Annotated in this window: 24 protein-coding genes and 4 pseudogenes; 14 read left to right on the top strand and 14 right to left on the bottom strand. The window is 68.7% G+C overall.

Annotated elements, in window-relative coordinates; all coding sequences use genetic code 11:
- Positions 1 to 109: 109 nt before the first annotated feature.
- The 3 genes from JIAGA_RS0120375 to JIAGA_RS0120365 are packed head-to-tail and all read right to left on the bottom strand — an operon-like array spanning position 110 to position 3,255.
- Entirely contained in the window at positions 110 to 964 is an 855-nt protein-coding gene (locus JIAGA_RS0120375; protein WP_051426315.1) for a carbohydrate ABC transporter permease, read from the bottom strand.
- Position 965: 1 nt separating this feature from the next.
- Positions 966 to 1,940, bottom strand: coding sequence for a carbohydrate ABC transporter permease (locus JIAGA_RS0120370; RefSeq protein ID WP_051426314.1), 975 nt, complete (start codon positions 1,938 to 1,940; stop codon positions 966 to 968).
- A gap of 22 nt (positions 1,941 to 1,962) precedes the next feature.
- Positions 1,963 to 3,255 carry an ABC transporter substrate-binding protein gene (locus tag JIAGA_RS0120365; protein ID WP_026877084.1) on the bottom strand — a complete coding sequence of 431 codons (1,293 nt, stop codon included), beginning with the start codon at positions 3,253 to 3,255 and terminating at the stop codon, positions 1,963 to 1,965.
- Positions 3,256 to 3,549: 294 nt separating this feature from the next.
- Between JIAGA_RS0120365 and JIAGA_RS0120360 the strand changes: the two genes are divergently transcribed.
- Positions 3,550 to 4,626 carry a LacI family DNA-binding transcriptional regulator gene (locus tag JIAGA_RS0120360; protein WP_051426313.1) on the top strand — a complete coding sequence of 359 codons (1,077 nt, stop codon included), beginning with the start codon at positions 3,550 to 3,552 and terminating at the stop codon, positions 4,624 to 4,626.
- Positions 4,627 to 4,677: 51 nt separating this feature from the next.
- On the opposite strand, the pseudogene JIAGA_RS34015 reads toward JIAGA_RS0120360, so the two are convergent.
- From JIAGA_RS34015 to JIAGA_RS35370, 3 genes and pseudogenes are all read right to left on the bottom strand, one after another.
- Positions 4,678 to 4,871 (bottom strand): annotated as a pseudogene (locus JIAGA_RS34015) (SDR family NAD(P)-dependent oxidoreductase); the annotation flags it as partial.
- Positions 4,872 to 4,955: 84 nt separating this feature from the next.
- Positions 4,956 to 5,111: pseudogene (locus JIAGA_RS36205) on the bottom strand (cyclophilin-like fold protein); the annotation flags it as partial.
- 15 nt (positions 5,112 to 5,126) lie between these two features.
- Positions 5,127 to 5,399 carry a hypothetical protein gene (locus JIAGA_RS35370; RefSeq protein ID WP_211239744.1) on the bottom strand — a complete coding sequence of 91 codons (273 nt, stop codon included), beginning with the start codon at positions 5,397 to 5,399 and terminating at the stop codon, positions 5,127 to 5,129.
- Between the two features lie 69 nt (positions 5,400 to 5,468).
- Between JIAGA_RS35370 and JIAGA_RS0120350 the strand changes: the two genes are divergently transcribed.
- Positions 5,469 to 6,455: an RNA polymerase subunit sigma-70 gene (locus JIAGA_RS0120350; protein WP_026877082.1), complete on the top strand. Its 987-nt coding sequence runs from the start codon at positions 5,469 to 5,471 to the stop codon at positions 6,453 to 6,455.
- 87 nt (positions 6,456 to 6,542) lie between these two features.
- Here the strand turns inward: JIAGA_RS0120350 and JIAGA_RS0120345 are convergent, their stop codons facing one another.
- On the bottom strand, positions 6,543 to 7,127 hold the full coding sequence (locus JIAGA_RS0120345; protein ID WP_026877081.1) for a dihydrofolate reductase family protein: 585 nt from the start codon (positions 7,125 to 7,127) through the stop codon (positions 6,543 to 6,545).
- A gap of 542 nt (positions 7,128 to 7,669) precedes the next feature.
- On the opposite strand from JIAGA_RS0120345, the gene JIAGA_RS31210 reads away from it, so the two are divergent.
- Together JIAGA_RS31210 and JIAGA_RS33360 are read left to right on the top strand one after the other, a co-directional pair.
- The gene (locus JIAGA_RS31210; protein ID WP_051426312.1) at positions 7,670 to 8,248 is read left to right on the top strand and encodes a carbohydrate ABC transporter permease; all 579 of its coding nucleotides are present in this window, start codon (positions 7,670 to 7,672) and stop codon (positions 8,246 to 8,248) included.
- Positions 8,249 to 8,255: 7 nt separating this feature from the next.
- Positions 8,256 to 9,368 (top strand): aminotransferase class V-fold PLP-dependent enzyme, encoded by a 1,113-nt coding sequence (locus JIAGA_RS33360; protein ID WP_051426311.1) that lies wholly within the window; start codon positions 8,256 to 8,258, stop codon positions 9,366 to 9,368.
- Positions 9,369 to 9,644: 276 nt separating this feature from the next.
- Here the strand turns inward: JIAGA_RS33360 and JIAGA_RS31200 are convergent, their stop codons facing one another.
- Positions 9,645 to 10,265, bottom strand: a complete 621-nt coding sequence (locus JIAGA_RS31200; RefSeq protein ID WP_084469843.1) for a TetR/AcrR family transcriptional regulator — start codon at positions 10,263 to 10,265, stop codon at positions 9,645 to 9,647.
- A 174-nt stretch (positions 10,266 to 10,439) separates the two neighbouring features.
- Between JIAGA_RS31200 and JIAGA_RS31195 the strand changes: the two genes are divergently transcribed.
- A complete protein-coding gene (locus tag JIAGA_RS31195; protein ID WP_245597215.1) occupies positions 10,440 to 10,847 on the top strand; it encodes an anthrone oxygenase family protein in 408 nt (135 codons plus the stop codon).
- 467 nt (positions 10,848 to 11,314) lie between these two features.
- Here the strand turns inward: JIAGA_RS31195 and JIAGA_RS0120315 are convergent, their stop codons facing one another.
- Positions 11,315 to 12,124, bottom strand: a complete 810-nt coding sequence (locus JIAGA_RS0120315) for a class I SAM-dependent methyltransferase (RefSeq protein ID WP_026877080.1) — start codon at positions 12,122 to 12,124, stop codon at positions 11,315 to 11,317.
- On the opposite strand from JIAGA_RS0120315, the gene JIAGA_RS31190 reads away from it, so the two are divergent.
- The gene (locus JIAGA_RS31190; protein WP_342673666.1) at positions 12,045 to 12,896 is read left to right on the top strand and encodes a winged helix-turn-helix transcriptional regulator; all 852 of its coding nucleotides are present in this window, start codon (positions 12,045 to 12,047) and stop codon (positions 12,894 to 12,896) included. The two genes, JIAGA_RS0120315 and JIAGA_RS31190, sit on opposite strands and share 80 nt — an antisense overlap.
- On the opposite strand, the pseudogene JIAGA_RS36200 reads toward JIAGA_RS31190, so the two are convergent.
- Positions 12,886 to 13,130, bottom strand: a pseudogene (locus JIAGA_RS36200) (transposase); the annotation flags it as partial. The gene JIAGA_RS31190 and the pseudogene JIAGA_RS36200 overlap by 11 nt on opposite strands.
- Before the next feature lie 326 nt (positions 13,131 to 13,456).
- On the bottom strand, positions 13,457 to 14,038 hold the full coding sequence (locus JIAGA_RS0120300; RefSeq protein ID WP_026877079.1) for a TetR/AcrR family transcriptional regulator: 582 nt from the start codon (positions 14,036 to 14,038) through the stop codon (positions 13,457 to 13,459).
- Between the two features lie 72 nt (positions 14,039 to 14,110).
- Here JIAGA_RS0120300 and JIAGA_RS31185 point away from each other — a divergent pair, with 72 nt between their 5' ends.
- The gene (locus JIAGA_RS31185) at positions 14,111 to 15,061 is read left to right on the top strand and encodes a daunorubicin resistance protein DrrA family ABC transporter ATP-binding protein (protein WP_035812784.1); all 951 of its coding nucleotides are present in this window, start codon (positions 14,111 to 14,113) and stop codon (positions 15,059 to 15,061) included.
- Positions 15,061 to 15,888, top strand: coding sequence for an ABC transporter permease (locus tag JIAGA_RS0120290; RefSeq protein ID WP_026877078.1), 828 nt, complete (start codon positions 15,061 to 15,063; stop codon positions 15,886 to 15,888). Before JIAGA_RS31185 ends, JIAGA_RS0120290 begins: the two co-directional genes overlap by 1 nt.
- 61 nt (positions 15,889 to 15,949) lie before the next feature.
- On the opposite strand, the pseudogene JIAGA_RS36195 reads toward JIAGA_RS0120290, so the two are convergent.
- Together JIAGA_RS36195 and JIAGA_RS0120285 are read right to left on the bottom strand one after the other, a co-directional pair.
- Positions 15,950 to 16,101 (bottom strand): annotated as a pseudogene (locus tag JIAGA_RS36195) (MBL fold metallo-hydrolase); the annotation flags it as partial.
- 412 nt (positions 16,102 to 16,513) lie between these two features.
- Positions 16,514 to 17,173 carry a hypothetical protein gene (locus tag JIAGA_RS0120285; protein WP_026877077.1) on the bottom strand — a complete coding sequence of 220 codons (660 nt, stop codon included), beginning with the start codon at positions 17,171 to 17,173 and terminating at the stop codon, positions 16,514 to 16,516.
- 133 nt (positions 17,174 to 17,306) lie between these two features.
- Here JIAGA_RS0120285 and JIAGA_RS33355 point away from each other — a divergent pair, with 133 nt between their 5' ends.
- Positions 17,307 to 19,202, top strand: coding sequence for a sensor histidine kinase (locus tag JIAGA_RS33355; protein WP_051426307.1), 1,896 nt, complete (start codon positions 17,307 to 17,309; stop codon positions 19,200 to 19,202).
- Complete coding sequence (locus tag JIAGA_RS0120275) at positions 19,193 to 19,861, top strand: response regulator transcription factor (RefSeq protein WP_026877076.1); 669 nt, start codon at positions 19,193 to 19,195, stop codon at positions 19,859 to 19,861. Before JIAGA_RS33355 ends, JIAGA_RS0120275 begins: the two co-directional genes overlap by 10 nt.
- 85 nt (positions 19,862 to 19,946) lie before the next feature.
- Here JIAGA_RS0120275 and JIAGA_RS0120270 read toward each other — a convergent pair whose 3' ends face one another.
- The gene (locus JIAGA_RS0120270) at positions 19,947 to 20,588 is read right to left on the bottom strand and encodes a TetR/AcrR family transcriptional regulator (protein WP_026877075.1); all 642 of its coding nucleotides are present in this window, start codon (positions 20,586 to 20,588) and stop codon (positions 19,947 to 19,949) included.
- Between the two features lie 57 nt (positions 20,589 to 20,645).
- On the opposite strand from JIAGA_RS0120270, the gene JIAGA_RS0120265 reads away from it, so the two are divergent.
- The 4 genes from JIAGA_RS0120265 to JIAGA_RS0120250 are packed head-to-tail and all read left to right on the top strand — an operon-like array spanning position 20,646 to position 23,495.
- Positions 20,646 to 21,104: a VOC family protein gene (locus tag JIAGA_RS0120265; RefSeq protein ID WP_026877074.1), complete on the top strand. Its 459-nt coding sequence runs from the start codon at positions 20,646 to 20,648 to the stop codon at positions 21,102 to 21,104.
- Entirely contained in the window at positions 21,101 to 22,132 is a 1,032-nt protein-coding gene (locus JIAGA_RS31175; RefSeq protein WP_035812780.1) for a glutamate-cysteine ligase family protein, read from the top strand. The genes JIAGA_RS0120265 and JIAGA_RS31175 overlap by 4 nt, the downstream gene beginning before the upstream one ends.
- On the top strand, positions 22,132 to 23,103 hold the full coding sequence (gshB, locus tag JIAGA_RS31170; protein ID WP_035812778.1) for a glutathione synthase: 972 nt from the start codon (positions 22,132 to 22,134) through the stop codon (positions 23,101 to 23,103). Before JIAGA_RS31175 ends, gshB begins: the two co-directional genes overlap by 1 nt.
- Positions 23,100 to 23,495 carry an MAPEG family protein gene (locus JIAGA_RS0120250; RefSeq protein WP_026877072.1) on the top strand — a complete coding sequence of 132 codons (396 nt, stop codon included), beginning with the start codon at positions 23,100 to 23,102 and terminating at the stop codon, positions 23,493 to 23,495. The genes gshB and JIAGA_RS0120250 overlap by 4 nt, the downstream gene beginning before the upstream one ends.
- Positions 23,496 to 23,717 lie beyond the last annotated feature (222 nt).

Below are 23,717 nucleotides of genomic sequence, written 5' to 3'. Positions count from 1 at the left end.
TGCCGACTCTGCGTAGCCGATAGGGGACGGTCGAAACGTGCCTGATCTGGTTCGTCTGGGTCATCGCCTAGCCTTGAGGTGTCGTGGAGGGTGACGGAGAGAACCGCGCTCAGCCCTTGATGGCCGATCCGAGGTTCGCCGACGTGAAGTGCCGTTTGAACATGAGGAAGAGGACGACGGCGGGGATCGCGAGGACGCACGCCCCAGCCAGGACGGCGCCCATGGGGTTGGCCTGGAAGGTCGAGTTCGCCTGCGAGAAGTTGGCGAGACTCACGGCCAACGGCTGCATGGAGGCGTCCTTCGTGACGAGGAAGGGCCACAGGAACTCGTTCCACGGACCGATGAACGTCACGAGCATCGCCGTGAGGATCGCCGGACGCACGAGCGGCGCCGCGATCGATCTGAGGATCCGCACCTCGCTCGCCCCGTCGATGCGGGCCGCGTCGAACACGTCCCGCGGGATCTGGAGGAAGTACTGCCGGAAGATCAGGACGGCGACCGAGTTGACCGCGAAGGGCAGGATCATCCCGGCGTAGCTGTCAGCCAGGTTGAAGTAGCGCACGACCATGACGTACAGCGGGACCATGAGCAGCTGGAACGGGATCGCCTGGACCAGCAGGACGAGCGCGAAGACGAGGCCCTGGCCGCGGAAGGACAACACGGCGAGCGCATAGCCCACGAGCAGGCCCAGGACGAGAGTGCAGCCCACGACGCCGGCCGTCATGATCAGCGAGTTGAGCAGTGCCCGGAGCAGGTTGATGGACTCGTTGACCCCGACGAAGTTGTCGAACGTCAGGTTGCCCGGCAGCGGCAGGAGGCCGCCGAGGCTGGTGTCTCGTTCCCGCTGCAGCGAGCCGATGACCATGTAGTAGAACGGCACCAGCGCGACCAGCGCGCCGACGAACAGGACGGCGAACCGCAGGACGGAGGGCAGGCCGGTGGCGCGGTTGGCGGTGCTCGGCATGTCAGCCCTTCCTCTCGGTGAGGCGCCGCGAGGCGAGCGACAGGATCATCACGGCGAGCACGAGGAGCAGTCCGATCGCCGCCGCGACATCGGGTTGCCCCTGCTGGATGCCCTTCTGGTACATCAACAGGGCAGGGGTCATCGACGCACCGTCCGGCCCGCCCCCGGTGAGCAGGTACGGCTCGGTGAAGATCTGGCCGGTCATGATGATCGTGAGCAGGACGACGAGCGACGTGACCGGGCGGACGCCGGGCAGCGTCACCGCGCGGAACCTCTGCCACTTGCCGGCGCCGTCCATCTGAGCGGCCTCGTGCAACTCGGCAGGGACGTTCTGCAGCGCCGCCAGGTAGAGGAGCACGTAGAACCCCAGGTTCTTCCAGGTCACGTAGACCGCGATGAGCGGCATGATGAGGTTCTGGTTCGCCAGCCACGTCGGGTCCGGCGCCAGGTCGCCGAGCACCCTGTTGACCACCCCGTTGCCGTTGAACATGAAGATCCACACCGTGAGCGTGGCAACCGAGGCCGTGACGTACGGGATGTAGTAGGAGACGCGGAAGAACCCCTTCCAGTGGACGACGGCATCGAGACCCGAGGCGAACAGCAGCGCCAGCACGACGGTCAGCGGGACGTTGATCACCAGGAAGACCAGCAGATTCCCGAATGCCTGCCGGACCGCCGGGTCACCGAGCACCTGCCCGAAGTTGTCGAACCCGACGAAGGGATGCGGCACCTGGACGCCGGGAGCGGTGAAGAAGAAGTCGTGGAACGCCATCCACACCCCGAACCCGAAGGGGATCAGGAAGACGACGAGGACGTACGCCACATAGGGGCTGCTGAGGAGCAGCCCCAGCGGGTGCTCACCGAGCAGTCGCTCGACGCGCCGGCTGCGGCGACGGGTGCCGGGCCTGCGGGCGTTGGGGTCGCGGTGCCGGGCGCTGCGGTCCGCGCCCGGCACCGCGTCTCGGAGGGTGGACATGGTGCTACCTCGTCAGCCCTCGTCAGCCCGAGATTCCGTCGATGCTGGCCGCCGCGTCCTCGAACGTGCTCGTCAGGTCACCGTCACCGGACTGTACGGCGCCGGTCCACGCGTCGCGGAACACCTGCATCTTCTCGGCGAGACCGTCCACGGTCGGCACGTCGACGGCGAGCGGGACCGACGCGGCGAACGGCTGGAAGAACTCGTTCTCGGCGAGGAAGTCGGCCGCGAGCTCCGGCACATCGGTGCGCGTCGGGAACTGTCCCGTGATCTCGAGCAGCGCGAGGTCGTTCGCGTCGTTCGTCGCGAACTTCAGGAAATCCCAGGCCGTCTGCTGGTTCGTGCATGCCGTGAACAGGCTGACATTCTTGGAATCGGCGAACGTCGACGTCGTGTCGGCTGCCTTGCCGTCGGCCGTCGGGAGCGGCACGACGCCGTAGTCGACCTTGCCGTCGAACTGGCCCTTGCCCCACGGCCCGGCGACGCCCATCGCCGCGACACCGTCGGCGAACGGCCCCGCCCACATGTCGCCGCTGTATGCCTCGGCGGACGAGTACCCCTCGGCGTACAGGGTCTGCCAGAACTGGAGCGTCTGCATGCCCTGCTCACTGGCGATGGTGGCGTGACCGTCCTCGATGAGCTGAGTGCCGTCCGAGTTGGCGAGGAAGAACGGGTAGAAGTCGAAGTTGACGTTCGTGTAGTCCGCGGTGGCGGGCGGGTAGATCACGACGTCCGCGGAGCCGGAGTCCTTGATCGCCTTCGCGGCAGCGAGCACGTCGTCGTACGTCTCGAGCTGCGGGTTCTCGGGGTCGAGTCCGGCGTTGGCGAAGACGTCCTTGTTGTAGTAGAGCATGAACGGGTTCGTCTTCCAGGGCAGCTGGTAGAGGTCACCGTCCGCGCTGCGGAAGCCGTCCGCCGCCGTCCCGGAACGCGACGTGATGTACTCCTCGCCGTCCTCGAACGTCGTCGAGAGGTTCACCAGTCCGCCCTGCCGCTGGAACATGGGGACGGCCGCGGGTGCGGTGTTGAAGACGAGGCACGGCGCGTTGCCCGCCGTGATCGATGCCGCGATGACGTCCTCGGACGAGCTTCCGGCCGGGATGGGCTGTGCCGTCACCTGTTCGTCCGGGTGCTCGGCGTTCCACGCCTCGACGACCTGGTCCCCCCAGGCGATCTCCTGCTCGTTGGTCGAGTACCAGATCTCGATCGGTCCGCTCGTGAGCTCCGTGGAGTCGCCGCTCGCTTCGTCAGGGCCCTCGGACCCGCACCCGGCGAGCGGCAGCGCCACCGCCGAGACCGCTGCAAGCGCCATCATTCGTGCCCTACGCCTCATCGCGCTCTCTCCTCATCCAGGCCGCACCGGCCCTCTGGTCGCTACTCCGTCGTCGACATCGGCGATTAAACCGGTTTATAGAAGGGTCGTCAAGATGACGGATTCATGGCCGTAATCCTCCCCGGGTGCTGCCGCCTCGCTCAGGCTGAAAGGGCCCAAGATCAGCAGGAACGCTGCTGACGGGACCGTCCATCGAGGTCCAAAGTCCGCCTGGATGCTGGATCGCCAGCACTAAACAATTGGTAAACCATGCGCTATCCTTCTGCCGTGAACGCCATGGAGCCCTCGCCCCCCGGGGCTGCAGACGTCGAGCCGAACCCTCGCAAGCACGTGACGATCGGGGACGTCGCGGCCCGTGCCGGCGTCTCCAAGAGCGCGGTGTCCTTCGTCTTCAACGACCGCCCCGGCGTCAGCACGTCGACCCGGAAACGCATCCTCCGCGCCGCGAACGAACTCGGGTGGCAGCCGAGCGCCCGCGCCCGCGCCCTGTCGCGCAGCCGCACCCAGGCGGTCGGTCTCGTCATCCGGCGCAACCCCGAGCTGCTCAGTACCGATCCCTTCTTCCCTCAGTTCGTGGCGGGCGTCGAGATCGGCCTGTCCACCCAGGACTACTCGCTGGTCCTGCAGGTCGTCGGGGATGAGCAGTCCGAGCGAGCCGCCTATCAGCGGTTCGCCCGCGAGTCCCGCGTCGACGGCGTGTTCCTCACCGACGTGCGGGTGGGGGACACCCGGCCGCAGGACGCCCACGAGCTCGGCCTGAGCACCGTCGTCGTCGCGCCCGAGGGTGCGGATCCGGGTGGCGGCGTCGCAATCGGGATGAACGACGACGCCGGCGTCCGGCGCGCGGTCCACCATCTGAACTCGCTGGGGCACCGGCGCATCGCCCACGTCACGGGCGCCCCCGGCTACGTGCACACCGCGGCACGTCTCCGCGCGTGGCAGGAGACGCTCGTCGCACTCGGCCTGCCCGCCGGGACGGTCGTGACCGCGGACTTCACCGGGGCGTCCGGTGCCCGGGCGACGCACGAGCTCCTCGATCTGCCCGAGCCACCGAGCGCCATCGTCTACGGCAACGACCTCATGGCCATCGCCGGCATTTCCGCCGCAACCGACCGTGGGATCCGAGTGCCGGACGACCTGTCCATCGTCGGGTTCGACGACATCCCGCTCGCAGCGTACGCGGTACCGCCCCTCACCACGGTCCGGCAGAACGTCGTCGCGTGGGGCACCGCCGCCGCGCAGACCCTCGTCGCACTGGTCGAAGGGAAACAACCGCCCCCCGTCCACCTGCCACCCGTCGAGTTCATCGTCCGCGGCAGCACCGGCCCGACGCGCAACCGGCGCCATACCTGACGCGAGAGCGCCCTCGAGGTGCGAGGACGACGCGCGCGATGTCGCAGGCCTCGGGCCCACGAGGTCCGCAGCCGCAGCCTCGAGTACCGGCTTCATGAGCTCGCGGCAGGGACCGGGCCGTACTGGAGCACCTCGATAAAGCCGAGATCCTCGGCAGCGGCGTCGAGGGCTGCGCGCAGTGCCTGGGGGTCGCGGACGTTCGCCGCGTAGCCGCGGGCGGTGATGCCCACCTCGGTCAGCTCGGCGGGTGACCGAGCCTGGTCAGGTCGACGCGGCGGTGCCGTTCACGTCATTCACGCTATGCGGCCCGCGACGAGGGGCGGGAAGGCCTAGCCCGCGGCGATGCGGATGCGCGTGCCGTCGGGCAGTGACCGCAACTCGTCCAACGGGTAGTCGAAGCGGCCTACACGGACCAGTCCCGGCCACCGGCCCAGGCTGGCGTAGTAGAGGACCAGGCAAGCGCCCGAGGCGTAGTAGCCGATCTCGCCGGGCTCGGGCGCTCACGCCCTGGCGAACGGCCCGGTCGCGCGATCACCACCGAAGCAGAACGAAAGAAGCACCTCATGCCCATCACCTTCGACTTCACCGACAAGACCGTGTTCATCACGGGAGCCGGCAGCTGCATCGGTCGGGCCACCGCTGAGCGGAAGACGCACGTCGCGCTCTGCGACGTAACCGACAGCCAGAACGTCGCGAACGCCGTCGTCTCCGCCGTCGACGCGCTCGGCCCGATCGACATCGGGTCGACAACGCCGGGATCGAGCGGCCTTCACCGATCAGAAGTCCTCCGCCACGTCGTCAGTTCTGGTAGCCCTCTCGCACCGGTGGAAGGATTGATGACCATGACCGACGCTAGACCCCTGGGCGCCGACGAGGCCACGTTCATCGCGGCGGTTCGCTCAGGCGATACGGCGCGGTTCGCGCTCATCACGGAGCGCCACCGGCGTGAGCTGCAGGTGCACTGCTACCGGATGCTCGCGAACTACGAGGACGCCCAGGACATGACGCAGGAGACGTTCCTGCGAGCGTGGAACAAGCGGGAGTCGTTCAAGGGCCACGCTGCGCTGCGTACGTGGCTGTACCGCATCGCGACGAACGCCTGCCTCGACTTCCTGGAGAAGCGCAACAACCGCACACCCGTGCCGTCCGAGCTGTCGGAGGTGCTCTACCTGCAGCCGTACCCCGACCGGATGCTCCCCGAGGACCCGCAGGAATCGGTGGTGGCGCGGGAGACGATCGAGCTGGCGTTCATCGTCGCCGTCCAGCACCTGCCGCCGCGGCAGCGGGCGGTGTTCATCCTGCGCGACGTCCTCGGCTGGCCGGCGTCGAAGGCCGCCGACGCCCTCGAGCTGACCGTCGCATCGGTGACCAGCGCACTGCAGCGGGCGCGCGTGACGATGCACGAGCAGCTGCCCGACCGCCGCCTCGACTGGCGGAGCCCCGAGCTGTCGAACGACGAGCGCGGCGTGGTCAAGTCTTACATCGACGCCCATGAGCGCAACGACCTCGACGGGCTGATGTCCCTGCTGCGCGACGACCTGCGCTTCGCAATGCTGCCCGAGCCGGGCACCTTGACCACGACGGCCAAGGATGCGGTGGACGGCTGGGTCTCCGGTGGGCTCTTCCAGCGAGGCTACGACGACTGGCGCGGTACCACCACGACGGTCAACCGCATGCCTGCCGCCGTGCTGTACCTGCGCACCCCCGACGACCCGGAGTACCGGCTATTCGCCATCGCGGTCCTGCACATCGCCGACGGGAAGATCGCCGAGCTCACCGGATTCGACGCCACCGACAAACCATGGCTGGACCTGCCCCCGACACTGTGATCACACATGTCCCCATCGTCGACGAGTCCAGCGCACGGGCCGCCGTCACCGAAATCACCGCGGAACGAGCACTCGTCTGGCCCGTGCTCAGCGCCTCGTCTCGTATCGGGTCAGCACCACGCCGCCGGAAAATGTCCGCGTCTCCACCAGGCTCAGGTTCACCCAGCTGTCCAGCGCGGTGAAGAACGGCGTGCCGCCGCCCACCAAGACCGGCACGGTGACCAGCACATACTCGTCGATCAGCCCGGCCCGCATCGCCGCCCCGGCGAGCGTCGCGCCGCCGATGTCCATCGGGCCGGCGTCCTCGGCCTTGAGCCTGGTGATCTCGGCGACCGCGTCGCCGGCGACCAGACGGGTGTCCCAGTCGACCTTGTCGATCGTCGAGGAGAACACCACCTTCGGCATGTCCCGCCAGCGGCCGGCGAACTCGATCTCCGCCGGTGTGGCGCCGGGCTGCTGGTCGGCGGTCGGCCAGTGGGAACTCATCGTCTCCCACAGTTTGCGCCCATACAGCGCCAGGCCCGTCGCCGCCACCCGGTCGGACCACCACTGGAACAGCTCGTCGCTCGGCGACGAGTCCGGTCCCTCACCCCCACTCCAGCCGAGGTCGTCGCCGGGCGCGGCGATGTAGCCGTCCAGGGTCACATTCATGCCAAAGGTCAGTTTCCGCATGGCGTCAGCCTCCCGTGAGTCGATGTCACACGTACCGACGGGCGCGACGCGAGAACCTAATCGGTGCGCGACCTGTGTCCGCACGTAGCCCTCGCGTTCCGGACTGAGAGCGTGTTCGAGAAGACCAACGTGCGGTGGTGAAGGTGCGTCGCTGCTGCAAGGTGGCGGGGCGCTACGCTGCTCAACCAAGAGCCGCAACCCGCACAAGAGCGGCAGAGAACCCGGGACGCTTCACACCAGCGGGCAGCAGGACGCCGAAACCCACAACTCCCGAGTGACGGACCTGCGAGAACGCATCAGCGACCTGGACCGCTAGATCGACCAGCGCACGCTGAAATGCGACGAAGCTACGAGCAAACTCCAAGATGTGACCGAGGCCGACATCGCGACATTTGTCGATCAGCTCGTGGAATCACGAAGGCCCTCGGCGGCGCCACGGCCGAGGAACGCGTCGAAATCTACGACGCCCTCGCCTACGACTGACTTATGAACCAACCCCGCGCCTGGTCAGAGTAGATGTTGACCAAGGCGGGGGTTTGGGCGTGTCCGAGGAGGGATTCGCCCACGGCTTCGCGTTCTTCACCCTCCCGGCCAAGCGGCTCCTGTTCCTGCTGGTCATCGGCACGATGATCGCGCCGAGCATCGTCACACTCGTCCCGAACTTCGTCACCATCTCCCACCTCGGCTGGGTGAACACACCGCAAGGCGTCATCGTGCCCAGCCTCGCGTTCTGCGGCTTCGGGATCTTCCTCCTGCGCCAGGCGATGTTGCAGATCCCCATCGACCTCGTTCAGGCCGCCCACCTCGACGGAGCCGGCAGCTGGAGCACCCTGTGGCGAATCATCCTGCCCATCACCCGGCCGGCCATCGCCGTCGTGACCGTCATCTACTTCGTCTCCGGCTGGAACGCCTACCTGTGGCCGCTCACTGTGCTCACCGACATCGACACCCGCACGCTGCCCATCGGCCTGCAGTTCATGGCGTCGGATCTCGAAGGAGCACAACTGTGGGGCGAGCTCATGGCCACCACCCTGCTGACACTGCTCCCACCACTCCTGCTCTACCTCGTCGCACAGCGCTCCATCATCTCCGCCTTCGTTCGCTCCGGACTCCAAGGATGACCATCGAATGACCATCTACGACGACCTGGCCGTACGGCGCGTCATCAACGCCGCCGGGACCAACACCCGATACGGGGGATCCCGGCTCACCGACACCGTCCAAGCGGCCATGATCGACGCCTCTCACGACTTTGTCGACGTCACCGAACTCAACGACGCCGTCGGGCGCTACCTGGCCACCGTCACCGGCGCCGAAGCCGCCATGGTCACCAGCGGCGCGGCCAGCGCAGTGGTCCTGGCCACCGCCGCCTGCCTGGCCCGGCACGACCCCGCCGCTGTTCGCGCCCTCCCGGGCCACACCCGCCCGCCCAACCACGTCATCGTGCAGCGCGCCCACCAGAACCCGTTCACGCGGCTACCCACCCTGGCCGGCGCCCACCTGCGCTGGATCGGCACCGCCGAGCACACCAGCCCGGCAGACCTCGACGCCGCCGCCGACCCCAGCACCATCGCAGTGCTCCACGTGGTCTCCGGCCCATCCCGCGGCCTCGACCTCGACACCATGGTCCGCGTCGCCCACCGACACGACCTGCCCGTCATCGTCGACGCCGCGGGCGCCCTGCCACCCATGGCGAACTTGACGGCCTTCACCGCCAGCGGCGCCGATCTCGTCCAGTTCAGTGGCGGAAAGTACCTCCGCGGCCCGCAGAACAGCGGCATCCTCACGGGCCGACGCGACCTCATCGAGATCGCCCGCACGCTCGCCAGCCCCAACATCGAACTCGGAAGACCGCACAAGGTCAGCCGCGAAACCATCGCCGGACTCCATGCCGCCGTAAGAGAGGCACTGAACACCGACCACGACGGGCTGATGAGCACCTACCGCGCACGCCTCGAACCCATCGTCGCCGGTCTCACCCGGCTCCCCCACGTCACCGCCACCATCGAACACGACGACCACACCTTCCGCATCCCCAGCATCCTCGTCACCATCGACCACGAGAACGCGACTGCGATCGCGGCCGCCGTCCAGCGCGGACTCATCGACGCCGACCCACCCATCGCCCTCCACCAAGAACCGCCGCCAGGAGCACTCGTCGTCAACCCGTTCAACCTCTGCGACGCTGACGTCCCGGACGTCGCCGAGCGGCTACGCGATCACCTCACAACGACACTCTGACCTGCAGCGACGCACTACCACCGAGTACCCTCCCGGTTCGGGCATCAGCGCAATAGCGACCGACTGGAATACGGCTATCCGAACGGTGCCGGTCGCCTCGTCCAACGATGCCATCGTGTCCGATTCGGCCAGTTCCAGCCGCTGCAGGATGGCGGCGGTGTGGCTGACGAGGATCTCGGCCGAGGCGGTGTGAGCGCAGCCGGTCAGTCGATCGGTGCGACACGAATCAGCTTGCCGCCGTCGCCGGGAACACCTCGCTACCCGGCAGGTCTCCGATCAGGCGGCGTGTAGCGAGTAGAACACCCGGACGCCGTGTTCGGCTTGTCTGCGCAACGCATGCGGTGTTGGCGAGCGCTCGCCAAGTAGCGCCCGGATCTGCGTATCGCGAACGATCAAGCCATACAGCAGTGTGAAGGCCTCCCCCGGGTTGGAGACAATGAGTACTCCGCGGGCGTCGAGCTCGGCCAGGTAGGCCTCGACTTCCGGCCCTACCGCGTGCCGGCCATTGGCGAGGACGATGCCGGCCAGCTCAGGTGATGACATCGCGGCGCGGTTCGCGGCAAGTGACCAGTCGCCAGTGAGCAGCTTCAGTAGGCTGACCCCGAAATCGGTGAGGACCCTCAGGGGCTCGTCGTCAGCCCGCAGATGACGACGCAGGCTCTGGACCGTCCGCGCCCCTTCGTCCTCGACGAGCGCTCGGAACAGTCCGGCCTTGTCGCCGAACCAACGGTAGAGGGTCTCCTTCGAGGAGCCACTGCGATGGGCTATCGCGAGCATCGTGGTGCGTTCGTAACCATGCTCGGCGAGGCAATCTCGCGCGGCGCCAAGTACTCGGTTGCGGTGTGCGCGTGCATCGGCGGCCGGTGGGCGGCCTCGACGCCGTGTTGCTCCTGCCATGGACCCAAACCGTACCAGCGCATACGGTAACAAGCGTACCGATCGGTTCGATTACTTTTGGGGTGTGTCATGACCTTCCCACGCATTGTCGCCGTACTGGCCACGCTTGCGACCGGCCTGGCGGCGGGATTCTTCGTCACCTACACGATCTCTGTCACCCGAGGGTTGGCGGTGGTGGACGACGCCACGTACGTGCAGGCGATGCAGAGCATCAATGCGACCGTGCGTACCGGATGGTTCGCAGCGTTCTTCTTCGGCAGCGCGCCGCTACTCGCCCTGGCTGCCGTCACAGTGTCCGGTGTCGCCGCTCGTGTGGCATTGGCCGTGGCGACGGCGATCTACGCGGTCGGGGTCCTCGGCGTGACGTTCCTCGTCAATGTGCCCCTGAACGACGAACTCGCTGAGCGGACCGATCCCTCCTCGGCGGCGTTGGTCGAAGCGCGGGCGGCGTTCGAGGATCCGTGGAACGAGTGGAATCTGCTGCGCACATTGGCTGCGCTGACGGTGTTCGCAGTCGTCGTCGTAGTTGTGGCGACGTTTCCCGAGGCGCGCAGCCACCGACGCACTGCGGACCGCGGGTGACTGTTGAGGCCCAGCTCACTGGCAACACGACGGGCAAGGTCAGGCGCCACTGCGAACATGCTGAACCGATGATGTGTTCATCCCAGTGCGATGATCCGTCCACCGCAATCAGCGTTGCTCATCGGGTGACTTCGACATCGTGTCAGAGGTCTGCACGAAGACCCATTCTCAATTGGAGGAATGCGTCCCGAGCCGTGGGAGCCCGAGCCTCGCGTAGGCGCCGGGGCACCCGACAACTACCACCGCTCGGTCGCTGCCGCGGCCGATCCCGGCCGGCGTTCGAGAGGTGGCGCGCCACGGGGCGATCGCGGCACTTTCGCATGAAGCTCTCACGGACTACTGCGGTGGGGGCTAGCCGGCCCGCACCGCAGTAGTGCAGCCGGCACCAATCGTTGAGCCCGGCCATGCTGCGTAGCCTCGAACCGGCCTGCTTGCGTGCAGCCTGGCGTCGATGCGTCGTTGGATCCTCATGTTGGTTTGACGGCGATGGTCTGGAGGTACTGCCCCTCGTAGCGCAGGGTGCCGTCGGTGGCTTGGTTGATGTCGTCGTACAGCGCGAGGTTGGCGGCCCGGAACTCGTCGGCCCGCTCGCCCAGAGCCTCGACGGCGGTGACCAGCGGCCCGAAGTTCGCGAACATGAAGTCCTCATAGTGTTGGGGACTTTCGTCGATGAACGTGTTCAACAGTTCCTGGAAGGCCAGATCCAGGCCGTACGGGGCGAGGAGCTCGCGCACGTACTGTTCGGAGCCCCAGGCCACCGGCGGGACGAAGCCCGGTGGAGGCGGCGGCAGGAACTCACCCGTCAGTGCGAAGAACCGGCCGATGGTGCCCTGCGGCGACCAACATGCCAGCCCGATCCGGCCGCCGGGCTTGCAGACGCGGACCAGTTCGCTCGCCGCCCGGGCGTGGTCGGGGGCGAACATGTGCCCGAAGGTGGAGGTCACCCGGTCGAAGGACTCGTCCTCGAAGGGGAGGTCGAGGGCGTCGGCCTCCACCCAATCCAGCGACACCCCCACCTGCGCGGCACGCTGGCGGCCCGCGTCGAAGTGATCGGGCACCAGGTCCGTGGCGGTGACGTCCAGGCCGCGCAGCGCGGCCGGGATAGCCACCGAGCCGCCGCTGCCCGCGCCGACGTCGAGCAGGGTCATGCCCGCCGAGACGTCAAGGGCGTCGAGGAGACGAGGTCCGGCGTTGCCGATGAAGTCGGCGACCTTGTCCCAGTTGCCGGCCGACCAGGTGCGGCGGGCGATGTCTTGCAGTTCGCGGTCGATGGTCATTCTGCTTCCTCCTGACTCGTGCCTGCTTTCAGGATTCGCCGTTTCCGCCGGCCGAGGAAGTGCACGACGTGTACTGGTACATGCCGTGCACCGGTTCTACCGTGGAGGCGTGGAGGAGGAGTACGGCGAGCTCTGCGCCGTGATGACCTGTGCGGACGTGTTGGCCGAACGCTGGACCGTGCCGATCGTCCACCAGTTGCAGCACGGGCGGTGCCGCTTCAACGACCTGCGCCGATCCCTGCCGACGATGTCGCCGACCGTGCTCTTCCGCCGCCTGCGCTACCTCGAACGGGTGGGTGTGGTGACCCGCTCCGATCATGGCTATGCGTTGACCCCTTCAGGGCAGCAGTTGAAGCCGGTGCTCGATGCCATGACCGCGTGGGGTAACCGCTTCAGCTGCGAGACCGACACCTTGAACGCCGGCGACCTGCTGTGGACGCTTCGACAGCAGGCGGTCCTCACCGATGTACCGGCACGACGCGTGGTGGTCGCGTTTCGGGTCGCCGGCTCCGCCGACGGCCTCAGCCGGTTCTGGATGGTGATCGACGGCCAGCTCGGGACCTGTGACCTCTGCATCAGCGACCCCGGCCACGACGTCGATCTCACCATGACCGTGGACGCCTCGTGCCTGGCCGCCTATGTAGGCGGGGACACGACGTGGCAGCACATCCTGCACTTCGGCTCGCTGCGGGTGAGCGGAAACCGCGAGCTCGCTGCAGCGTTTCCGCGCTGGTTCAACGTCGCCGGTGATCGCCACCGACACGGCGCTTGAGCCGACCATTGCGGATCTTCACGTGAATGACGTCGATGAACATCACCCGATACACGGAGCCAAGTGGCCGGGCGCACCACTCGGTCATCTCGCCGACGAGCTTGTCCGCGACCCTGAGATCGTGTCCTTGAACACCTTCGCGCCGTAGACCTCGTCGAAGTGCGCGGAGACCTCACCGATGGTCCGGCCGTTGGCAGTCAGCGACAACACGATCTCATCGATCCCGTTCATGCGGGCTGCCGCTTCTCGCCCCGGACGTCGAGAGGCTCGACGTCCGGGGCGATACGGACAGCATTGGGGATCCTGGTTAGCTGTGCCTGGCGAGCGCGCGTGGCGGCGTCGTGTTCGTCCGCAGCTCGCTTGGGGTCGCGGTGGTCGTGTTCGCCATTCCCACAGGACGGGCTCTGCTATCAGAACCTCGACATCCTCGAACTCCTGAGCGATGAGACACGTTCGATCTTGCCGAGTCGCTTGGAGCGAATCTGCCGTGTCCCATGCAGTTGGCAGCGCTCCCGCAAACACAGATTGACGCACCTATGGGTCCCGACCCCGTCAGGGTGTCAGTCCGGCCGCCTCTGGGCAGCGGCGATGATGCCTCCGACGGCCTGCATGACTCGCTCGCTCGCTGTGTCGGCGTCGGGTTGGCCGGCGTCGAGCCAGGCGATGACGGATTCGATGGCGACGATCGGAGCCAGTCGGGCCGCCCATCGCGCCCAGGCGGGATCGGGCACCACGGCGGCGATCTGCTGATACGCAGCCGAGGTCATTCCTGTGCTGAAGCGGTCGGCGAAGTCCCGGAACTCCGGCTCCCTGGCAACGTGCTGGAACAGCAGCCTGAAGCCGTCGGGGTCGGCCGCCGCGCCGGCGATCAGGCCGTCCACGGCGGCTTCGGTGAAACCGCCGGGCCGCTCCCCCACGACAGCGCCGAGCCGCTCGCAGACCCGGTCGAGGACGACCCGGTAGAGATCGGTCTTGGACTCGAAGTGCCGGTAGAGGATGGCACGGCTGACGCCCGCCTCCGCGGCGATGCCGTCCAGGCCGGTGCCGGCGAACCCCTCAGCGGCGAACGCCCTCGTAGCGGCCGCGATGATCTGCTCGCGCCGTTGAGCCCGCGGCAGCCGGGGCTGTGTCGCCGTCTCCATAGCCGGAGTTTACATCTCTGGATGTACACACTAGTGTCTACATTCTGATGTCAACATCTGAAGGAGCGGGAGATGTCCGAGCCGATCGTTCGGGTCGAGGCGGTGGGCAAGACCTTCCCGGGTGGCGTGCGTGCGCTGGACGGGTTGTCCTTGTCGGTCGAGCCCGGGACGGTGCACGGCCTGCTGGGGCCCAACGGCGCGGGCAAGACGACTCTGGTCCGTGTCCTCACGACGCTGCTGACCCCCGACCAGGGCCGGGTGCGGATCGCCGGTCTCGACGTGCGCCAGGATGCTGCCGCGGTGCGGTCGGTGATCGGCCTGGCCGGGCAGTATGCCGCGGTGGACGACTACCTGACCGGCCGGGAGAACGTCGAGATGATCGGCAGGCTCTACGGCCTCCGACCGGCGGAGAGCCGGCGGCGGGCCACGGACATGCTCGAACGCATCGGGCTCGCCGAGGCCGCTGGCCGCCAGGTGAAGACCTATTCCGGCGGTATGAGGCGGCGCCTTGACCTGGCCGCCTCGTTGGTCGGCCGCCCGCTGGTGTTGCTGCTCGACGAGCCCAGCACCGGGCTGGACCCTGCCAGCCGCCGCGACCTGTGGGAGCTGATCCGAGGGCTCGTCCGCGACGGCACAACGGTGCTGCTCACCACCCAGTACCTCGACGAGGCCGACAAGCTGGCCGACCGGATCACCGTCATCGACGCCGGCCGAGTCATCAGTGATGGCACGCCGGACGAGCTCAAGACGGCGGTGGGGGCGGCGACGGTGGAGGTCACGGTCGAGCCGGCCGACCGTGCCCGGCTCCTCGAGGAGCTCCGGCACCTGGGGGCCCGGCCCAGCGACCGCAGCGCAGGCACGGTCGTCCTGCCCGCCACCGACGGGATCGACACCCTGCGGCGGGTGCTGCGCGAGATCGACGCCGTCGTTCACGTGACAGACGTCGCCCTGCGCCGACCCACGCTCGACGACGTCTTCCTGTCACTCACGGGCCACCAGGCCACAGACCGAAAGGCAGCCTGATGACCACCACCGTCACCCGGCCACCCGGCGCCCGCCGCACCGGCGCCGACATCTGGGCACTCACCCGCCGCAACCTGCTCCACACCGTGCGCCTCCCGGGGGTGCTGGTCCTGTCGGCCACGATGCCGGTGATCTTCATCCTGATGTTCACCTTCGTGTTCGGCGGCGCCGTCGAGGGCGTGCTGCCAGCGGCCGCCGCCGGTGAGTACGTCAACTGGCTCGTGCCCGGCCTGATCGCCCAGTTCGCACTCTTCGGGGGCGCCGCCACCGCCGCCGGCCTGGCCGACGACCTCGGCTCCGGCACCATCGACCGGTTCCGCTCACTGCCGATGAGCCGGCTAGCCGTCCTGGCCGGGCGCACGTTCTCCGACCTGTTCCGCTCCGCGGTGACCATCACGCTCATGCTCGGGGTCGGCATCCTCATCGGGTTCCGCTGGCAGACCAGCCTCGCCGGGCTACTCGCCGGCCTGGGTATCGCGCTCGCGTTCAGCTACGGCATGTCGTGGGTCATGGCGCTGGTCGGGCTCGTCGTCCGATCCGCCGAAGCCGTCCAGGCCGCCGTGTACATGGTCGTGTTCCCCCTCGGCTTCACCAGCGCCGTTTTCGTCCCCGCCCAGACCATGCCCGGCTGGCTCGAACCGTTCGCAACCCACCAGCCGGTCACCGTCGCCGCCGGCGCGCTGCGCGGGCTGATGCTCGGCGAGGGCGCCCTTCCACCCGGGCAGACCGTCACGGGTCAGGTCGCGCTCACCCTCACATGGGCCGCCGCCCTCACCGTCGTGTTCGCGCCGCTGGCCGTGCGGATGTTCAGCCGGACCAGCCGCTGACCCTCACACGCGCCCATCGCGGACAAGCTCGGCACCGTGGGCCGCAGCGTAGTCGGGATGCATGGGGGAAGGCGCGGCGTCCGGCAGCCGACGCCAGCACGGTGGCGCCCTGGTCGTGAGCGAGCTGGACGGCGCGGGAGAGGAAGTCGGCATGCAGGTGGCGTCCGCGGCGAACGCCACGGTCAGACCTCGCCGCTCAGCGGCGGCGCCTAGGCGGAAGTGGTCTTCCAGCTCATGCCGCGACAGGAGTGCATCGGCAGGGGTCTCTTCCATTCCAGCGGCCGTCGCCGACGGCCCGAACGCCGTACTCCATCATCGGCTCACCACTACGCCGACCACACCGCGAGATCCGCCCAGCACCGCAGAGAGACCGCCGGACTCCTCATTGCGCGTCAGAGCGGTGGCCTGGTGATCATGATCGGGCCATTGTCGAGGGCGACATGGGCACCGATGACCAACGGTCGCCACCAGAAGCATCTAGGCGATCGGAACGATCGGATCACAACGAATGTGGTGATCGATGCTCAGTCCAGCGGCGTACGCCGATCGAAACCAATCGGCGTACGCCACGGCAACACAGGAATCAAGGGTGACGGCGGATACGGCGGCTTCACCCGCTGAGCCGTCATGATCGCCGCCAGAGGACGGCCGACAGGCATACGGCCCACAGAAGAGCGGCGGGCGTCGCGTATGCGCCGATGCCGGCGGCGACGGCGCCCAGGATGACCAGCGCCGCAGCCAGCCCGACGTAGGCGGACCAGCGCGGGAGCACCGACGTGCGCAGCGTGACCACACCGATCGCCGCGATCGTGAGCGCCAGCGCTGTCATCACGGGCAGATCCAGGAGCAGATAGTTCAACGCGGTGGAGTAGCGCAACACGTCGAGCGAGGGCAGCGGCTCGTCCAGCCGCTCGACGAGATGACCGATCACACCGCGTGTCGCCCCGGTCACCAGCAGCGTCGCGACGAAGGCGGCGCCCATCGATCGTGCGAACCCGAGCCACGCAGGGGCACGCCCCGCCGCGGGCAGGCGTAGCACCCGGTTGACCACGACTGCGAACAACACCGCGGCGACGACGGCGAAGACGCTCGAGACCAGGATGCTGACCAGGTTGTCGGCCTCCTGCCACCAGGCGAGGAGTTCGGTGTCGGAGGCGTCGCGGGGCACGTTGACGCTGGCTACGGTCCAGAACAGGCAGACGGCGAACATCAACGCCGACACCGCTGCGACCCTGCCTTCGGTCTTGGTCACCAGGTTGTCGGACTGCACGGTGTTGACACTCATGAGAGCTCCTCGTAGTTCGGCGATGGGCTCCACCTTCGGCCGGAGCCGACGCTCGCCGCCACGGTGCAGGCACCGGTTCACGATCAGGGCTGACCCTGAGCCACACTCGGCTGATTCCTGCCACCATGAGCAGATGGCGCGGGTCACCCGGTTCGTCGTTCGGGCACTGTCGTGGTCGCTGTGCCCTGGGCTCGCCGGGTACGCGCTGCCGACCGCGGGGTTCGGCGCGGGCGACGCGCCGTTCGCCGCGGCGATGCTCGGCTGCTGGTTCGTCGGCGTCGTCCTGACCTGGCGCGCGTTCCGCCAGCCCGCCGGTTGGGCGTTCCTGGGCCTCGGCACCGCGATGGCCTGGAGCGTCTTCGCCGAAGAGCTGGCACTGCGGCAGGGCGACCTGCTGGTCGCGGCCTTGGCCGACTCGAGCTGGGTGTGGTGGTTCGTGCTCGTGGCGTTGGCGCTGCAGGCCACACCGTCGCGGGCGCTGCGCCCCCGGCGGCTGCTGCGGTTGACCCTCGTGCTCGGTGTCCTGCTTCAAGTGCTCGTACTGGTGCGCTCGAGCCCGCTGGAGGGCCCGTTCAGGGGCCGGCACAGTCCATGGGCGTTGCCGTCACCGTACGGCGACCTCGCGACCTACCTGTCGTACGGCGTCGGGCTCGCATTGGGCGCATGCACCATCGCCTCCGTCCTCGTCCCCGTCCGGGCCTGGCGGGTGGCCCGAGAGGACGAACGCCGCCGGCTGCTCTGGCTGGGTGCCGGTGCCTCGCCGCTGGTGCCGGGGGTCGCCGCCGCGTTCGTGCTGTCCTACACCGGCTACAGCGAGTGGGCGGGCTGGCCGCTGGCCCTGGCCTTCGTCGCGCTCGCGGCGGGGGCCGCACTCTCCGTGCTGCGCTACCGGCTCTACGACGTCGAGCGTGTCGTCACCGACTCCGCGGCTTATGCGCTGGCCTCGGGAGCGGTCGTCGCAGCATTCGGAGCGGTCGTTCTGGTCATCAGCCGCACGACGCCGCTCGGCGAGCGCTCGCAGCTTCCGACCATCGCGGCGACCATCGCCGGCGTGGTCGTGGCGCGCCTGTCGTATGTCTGGGCCCGCCGGGCAGTCGAGCAGCGGCTCGACCCCACCCGGCACAACGCCGTCGAGGCGTTGCGCCGGGGACTGGCCGCGTCCGGCAACACCGACCTGGACTCGGTGATCGGGGCGGCGCTGCGCGACCCTTCTGCCCGCGTGCTGTACCCCGCGCCGGGCGGGTGGGTCGCCGCGGACGGCGTGAGCGGCCAGCCCGGGCCGCACGTCGTGGACGTGCGCGGGGCGAAGCTGGAGTACGACCCGGCCCGCGTCCGTCAGGACGTCGTGACGGCCGTTGCCGCCGAGGCCAGCGCTGAGATCGACAACGTGGCTCTGCGTGCCGAGCTCGCCCGCCAGGTCGAGGTGGTCACCGAGTCGCGTGCCCGGCTGGCAACGGCGCACCTCGACGAACGGCGGCGCCTGGAACGTGACCTCCATGACGGTGCCCAGCAGCGGTTACTCGCGATCGCGCTGCACCTGCAGTCAGCACGACTCAGCGGCGCCGACCAGCGGCTCCGGGAGGAGGCGGACCGCGCCGTCGTCGAGCTCGGCGCCACCGTACAGGAGCTCCGCGACCTCGCCTCCGGACTCCAGCCGGCGGCCTTGGCCGGTGGCGGTCTGCTCGCCGCGGTCGCAGATCTCGCCGATCGGATCCCGGCGCCGATCACCTACCGGGTTCCGCCGGACCGGTTCGACGCCGCGGTCGAGAGCACCGCGTGGTTCGTGATCGCGGAGGCCGTCGCCAACGCGGTCAAACACGCATCGAGCGACACGGTCGGCATCGAGGTCGACCGCGACCAGGCACACCTGATCGTGAGCGTCACCGACCGCGGCGTCGGCGGCGCCGACCCCGGCGGGCACGGCCTGCAGGGCTTGGCAGACCGGGTCGCGGCCGCTGGCGGTCGCCTCACCGTGCGGCCGCGTGTACCGTCCGGGACCGAAGTGCGGGCGGTGTTGCCATGCGCGTAGTCATCGCCGACGACTCCGCCCTGCTGCGTGAAGGGCTGGCCCGGCTGCTCGGTGAGGTCGGCATCACCGTCAGTGCCCTGGCCGCCGACGCTTCCGCACTCACGGCAGCGGTCGAGGCGCACCAGCCCGACGTCGCCGTCGTCGACATCCGGATGCCACCGACGTTCACGCACGAGGGCGCCGCGGTCGCGGTCGAACTGCGGGAACGCTACCCCGGGCTGGGTGTCCTGCTGCTGTCCCAGGCCATCGAAACGCAGTTCGCCGCGCACCTTCTGGAGAAACACCCTGAACGGTTCGGCTACCTGCTCAAGGATCGAGTCATCGATGTCGCCACCCTGCTGGGTGCGCTCGCGACCATCGCCGCGGGCGGTACGGTGCTCGACCCCGACGTCGTACGGCACCTGATGCGCACACGCTCCCGCCACGACCCGGTCCAATCGCTCAGCGAGCGCGAACACGACGTCCTCTCCCTCATGGCGCAGGGCCGCTCCAACGTCGCCATCGCCGAACGTCTCGTCGTGAGCACCAAGACCGTGGAAAGTCACATCGCGAACATCTTCACCAAGCTCGGCCTGCAGGAGACCCCCGACGACCATCGCCGCGTGCTCGCCGTCCTCGCGGCCCTGCGCGGCGAACGCTCGAACTACCGGGCACCCTGACCGACCTTCGAGCGGTCGTCCGGATGAGTCCGCCGCCCTCGTTCCTCATCGACCCGCGCGACGACGAGTCGGACCTGGGTGCCCCTCAGCGGAGCAGTTCGTGGACGAGGAGGTGCTGGAGCCAGGTCTGATACCGCTCCCGGCTCCATCCTCGATGACGGCGGACGAGTTGATGCAGGTGGGGCGAGGCGAGGGCATAGAGGATGTCCGCGGCGGCGGTGGCGTCGAGGCCGTCGTGCAGGGCACCACGAGCGTGCAGGGCGCTGGTGAATGCCAGATGCACCTCATGGGTTGCCCGGGCCCCGGCGTCGGCGGCGGCGCGCATGTCGGCGTCGCTGCCGGCGGCCTCGACGCTGACCATGATGAGGTCGCCGGCACGTTCGAGCAGGTCGGTCGCGTAGGCGACCATGGTGGCGATGGCCGCGACCGGGTCCGCTTCCTCGCGCGCGGCCTGGATCTGCGTGCGGTCGGCGACGGCGATCGGTTCCTCGTCGCCCACCGTCGCCACCCCGAGGGTGTGCCCGAACAGCGCCGCCTTGCTCTCGAAGGCGTCGTAGAGGGTCCGCTCCCCCACCCCGGCCGCCGCTGCGACGTCCCGCATGGTCGTCGCGGCATAACCACGTTCGACGAACAGCCTGGCGGCCGCTCGACGGATCCGGGCGCGGGTCTCGGCGGCGGCGGCCGCACGTCCCGGCGCCCGGTATTGCCGCTTGACGGATTCGGCCATGGCGTGGATTCTATCAACATTAGCCGCAGTTGCACTGCGGCGAAATTGGAGGTCATCATGCCCCAGCTCGAACTGGCCGGCGTCCACTACGTGAAGATCCCGGTCAGCGATCTGTCGCGATCGCTGCCCTGGTACGAACGGGTCTTCGGGTTCCGGGCCACCATGGAGTTCCCCGACGACGACGGCGTCATCCGCGGCGTCGGCGGGCAGGTTCCCGGGCTGGGCGACACGCTGGTCGCCTTCCGCGAGAACCTGCAGGCCGCGCAGGGTTGCCGGGGGTTCGATCCCGTGGGCTTCGCCATCGCCGACCATGCCGACGCCGAGAACTGGGTCGCCCACCTGGACGACCTCGGCGTCCCGCACTCACCGATCATCGAGGCGTCCATCGGGTGGCTGCTCGTGTTCAACGATCCGGACGGTCTCGAACTGCATCTCTACACCTGGGCCGGGCACGGCATCGATCATTCGGCTCGGCGCGGCTACGGCCGCCCCGTCGCGGACGCCGCGGGATCATGACCCTCGCCGACGCGGTCCGGCGGCAGTTCATGCCGGGCGCCTGCCCTGGCCGGGTTGGTGCCGAGGTCGAGCTGATCGCGGTCACGGACGACCGATCGCCGCGCCCGGCCGATCCGGCGCTGCTGGCCGCCGAGTTCGACGCCGGTTTCGTCGCCGCCGCACGACCGACCTTCGAACCGGGCGGACAGCTGGAGTTGAGCCCGCCACCGCGCTCCACGGTCGCCGCACTGATCGACGACGTGGAGCGCCTCGTTGACCGAGCGGCCAGGATCGCGATGAAGCGCGGCATCCGGCTCGAGGCCAGCGGCACGAACCCATACCACTCGTGCGCGGACGTCCCACTGTGCGCGCGAACACCGCGCTACCTGGCGATGCAGCGCCTGTTCGACACGGTCGGCCCGCACGGCCGCCGCATGATGAGGCTCACCGCGTCGTTGCAGGTCGCCGTCGAGCTGCTGCCCGGCCGCGCCGGCCACGAGCAGTGGCAGGTGGCGAACCTCGCCGGCCCCGCACTGACCGCCGCCTTCGCCAACTCACCCCATCTCGACGGCCGGCGAGTCGCCTTCGACAGTGCCAGGACGCACATCTGGCACGGCGTCGACCTGCGACGGACCGGCTACGACGGCCGGCACCTCGACCCGGCGGACCCGGTCGGCGCATACACCGCCTTCGCGACCCGCGCGGAGCGTCTGCCCATCGCCGCAGCGGCGGACCCGCAGTACCACCTGAACACGTTGTTCCCGCCGGTCCGGCCGCGCCGCGGATACCTCGAGGTGCGCTACCTCGACGCCCAGCCGATCGAGCGGATCGGCGAGGCGATCGCCACCGTCGACGCCCTCGTCAACGACCCTACAGCGCGTCGCGACGCCCTCGACCTGCTGCTGCCCCACGCCGGCGACATGGAGCGGGCTTGGCTCGCGGCGGCCACGGGCTCGGCACCTCACGCGGACGACGTGCTCGCCATCGCCCGCGCCGGCATGGCCCGACGGCTCACCGCCCACGACCTCAGCACCGTAGGAGGCGCCTGATGCGAGTAGCCTTCGTCGCCGACCCGCTGGAAACGCTCGATCCTAGCGTCGACACAAGCGTCGGCCTCATGCACGCCGCGCAGGACCGCTCGGCGGAGGTATGGGTGACCGAGGGCCGGCTGCTCGAAGCTTGCGACGGCAGGGCCCGTGGCCTGGCCCGCCAGGTCCACCTGGCCCCCTCAGAGCCCGCGGGAGACCACCGGTGGATCGCGGCCGAACGCTGGTTCACCGCATCCGAGCCGCAACACATCTGGTTCGACGACATGAGCGCGGTGTTCATCCGCACCGAGCCGCCGGTCGACCCGTCATACCTCGCGGCGACCCTGATCCTCGACGTCGTGGATCCGTCCCGAACCGCGATGGTCAACCGCCCAGCCGGGCTACGGGCCTGCAGTGAGCACCTGCTCCCCCTGCGCTTCCCCGACCTGATACCGCCCACCGTGGTCACCGCGGACCCCCGCACCGTCCGCTCGTTCGTCACCGACCACCGAGTCGCGGTAGTGAAACCAATCGACGGTTTCGCCGGGCGCGGCGTGCTGGTACTGGACGGCGAGGACCGGAACCTGCCATCGCTGATCGAGATGACTACCGGCGGCGGGAGCGCAGCGGTCATGCTCCAACCCTTCCTCCCCCAGGTCGCCGACGGCAACAAGAGGATCTTCCTTCTCGACGGCACCCCCGTCGGCGCGATCTACCGATTCCCCGCCCTGGGCGACTTCCGGATCGGCGATCCCAGCGCCGAGGCGCCGGTGACGGCACGCGACCGCGAGATCTGCGCACGGCTCGCGCCGTCCCTGACCCAGCATGGCGTGCGGATGGCGGGCATAGACGTGATCGGCCCCTATCTCATCGAGGTCAACGTGACCAGCCCGGGTGCTCTGCGCAAGGCCGACGGGATGCTCGGTTGGTCGCTGTGCGCCGATGTGGTGGACACCGTGCTCGGCACACCCAACATCAGGAGATCCGCATGACCACCGCCATCATCTGCACGGCCATCCTCGCCACACTGGTCTTCGCCCTCGGCTTCAACGTGTCCCGCCTGCGCGGCGTCACAGCGAAGTCCGGTGGCTCCCAGCTCCCCTCAGATCCAGCAGACCGGCTGTTCATCGCGATCCGCGCGCACGGCAACGCCACTGAGCACGTCCCCACGCTCATCGTCCTGTTCCTCCTGGTGAGTGCCCGCGAACCGACCTGGTGGTCCGCAGCGCTCATCATCGGCGCAACCGCCGCACGGCTGGTGCACGCCTTCGGCATGCTCACCGCGTCCAGCCTCGCCGCCGAATCGACACCGCGGCTAGCCGGCGCCCTTGGCACGTACACCTTCGGCACCGCGCTCGCCGTCACCGCCGCCACCTCCATCTGACCGGAATCACACCGTCATCGGGCTGGTACGACCTATTCGCCGGCTTCGTCACTCGATCCCGGTTGCACGACACCTCTGCTCGGCGCAGGATCAATTGGCGACGACACGAGGGAGGCGCCGAATGCTGCGATTGCGGTTCGACGTGAACGACTCGGCCCGCACGACGTTCAACGCGCCGTTCCCATTGTGAGGTCGCCGGCAGCGTCGAGGCCGTCCAACGCC

This window comes from Jiangella gansuensis DSM 44835 (assembly GCF_000515395.1).
GTDB lineage: Bacteria > Actinomycetota > Actinomycetes > Jiangellales > Jiangellaceae > Jiangella > Jiangella gansuensis.
This window is presented reverse-complemented; position numbering and strand designations above follow the sequence as displayed.

Excerpts from the sequence above, each read along its gene's own strand:
- JIAGA_RS0120375 (WP_051426315.1), bottom strand. The coding sequence starts at position 964 with ATGCCGAGCACCGCCAACCGCGCCACCGGCCTGCCCTCCGTCCTGCGG.
- JIAGA_RS0120370 (WP_051426314.1), bottom strand. The coding sequence starts at position 1,940 with ATGTCCACCCTCCGAGACGCGGTGCCGGGCGCGGACCGCAGCGCCCGG.
- JIAGA_RS0120365 (WP_026877084.1), bottom strand. The coding sequence starts at position 3,255 with ATGATGGCGCTTGCAGCGGTCTCGGCGGTGGCGCTGCCGCTCGCCGGG.
- JIAGA_RS0120360 (WP_051426313.1), top strand. The coding sequence starts at position 3,550 with ATGGAGCCCTCGCCCCCCGGGGCTGCAGACGTCGAGCCGAACCCTCGC.
- JIAGA_RS0120350 (WP_026877082.1), top strand. The coding sequence starts at position 5,469 with ATGACCGACGCTAGACCCCTGGGCGCCGACGAGGCCACGTTCATCGCG.
- JIAGA_RS0120345 (WP_026877081.1), bottom strand. The coding sequence starts at position 7,127 with ATGCGGAAACTGACCTTTGGCATGAATGTGACCCTGGACGGCTACATC.
- JIAGA_RS33360 (WP_051426311.1), top strand. The coding sequence starts at position 8,256 with ATGACCATCTACGACGACCTGGCCGTACGGCGCGTCATCAACGCCGCC.
- JIAGA_RS31200 (WP_084469843.1), bottom strand. The coding sequence starts at position 10,265 with ATGGCAGGAGCAACACGGCGTCGAGGCCGCCCACCGGCCGCCGATGCA.
- JIAGA_RS31190 (WP_342673666.1), top strand. The coding sequence starts at position 12,045 with ATGAAGTCGGCGACCTTGTCCCAGTTGCCGGCCGACCAGGTGCGGCGG.
- JIAGA_RS0120315 (WP_026877080.1), bottom strand. The coding sequence starts at position 12,124 with ATGACCATCGACCGCGAACTGCAAGACATCGCCCGCCGCACCTGGTCG.
- JIAGA_RS0120300 (WP_026877079.1), bottom strand. The coding sequence starts at position 14,038 with ATGGAGACGGCGACACAGCCCCGGCTGCCGCGGGCTCAACGGCGCGAG.
- JIAGA_RS31185 (WP_035812784.1), top strand. The coding sequence starts at position 14,111 with ATGTCCGAGCCGATCGTTCGGGTCGAGGCGGTGGGCAAGACCTTCCCG.
- JIAGA_RS0120290 (WP_026877078.1), top strand. The coding sequence starts at position 15,061 with ATGACCACCACCGTCACCCGGCCACCCGGCGCCCGCCGCACCGGCGCC.
- JIAGA_RS0120285 (WP_026877077.1), bottom strand. The coding sequence starts at position 17,173 with ATGAGTGTCAACACCGTGCAGTCCGACAACCTGGTGACCAAGACCGAA.
- JIAGA_RS33355 (WP_051426307.1), top strand. The coding sequence starts at position 17,307 with ATGGCGCGGGTCACCCGGTTCGTCGTTCGGGCACTGTCGTGGTCGCTG.
- JIAGA_RS0120275 (WP_026877076.1), top strand. The coding sequence starts at position 19,193 with ATGCGCGTAGTCATCGCCGACGACTCCGCCCTGCTGCGTGAAGGGCTG.
- JIAGA_RS0120270 (WP_026877075.1), bottom strand. The coding sequence starts at position 20,588 with ATGGCCGAATCCGTCAAGCGGCAATACCGGGCGCCGGGACGTGCGGCC.
- JIAGA_RS0120265 (WP_026877074.1), top strand. The coding sequence starts at position 20,646 with ATGCCCCAGCTCGAACTGGCCGGCGTCCACTACGTGAAGATCCCGGTC.
- JIAGA_RS31175 (WP_035812780.1), top strand. The coding sequence starts at position 21,101 with ATGACCCTCGCCGACGCGGTCCGGCGGCAGTTCATGCCGGGCGCCTGC.
- gshB (WP_035812778.1), top strand. The coding sequence starts at position 22,132 with ATGCGAGTAGCCTTCGTCGCCGACCCGCTGGAAACGCTCGATCCTAGC.
- JIAGA_RS0120250 (WP_026877072.1), top strand. The coding sequence starts at position 23,100 with ATGACCACCGCCATCATCTGCACGGCCATCCTCGCCACACTGGTCTTC.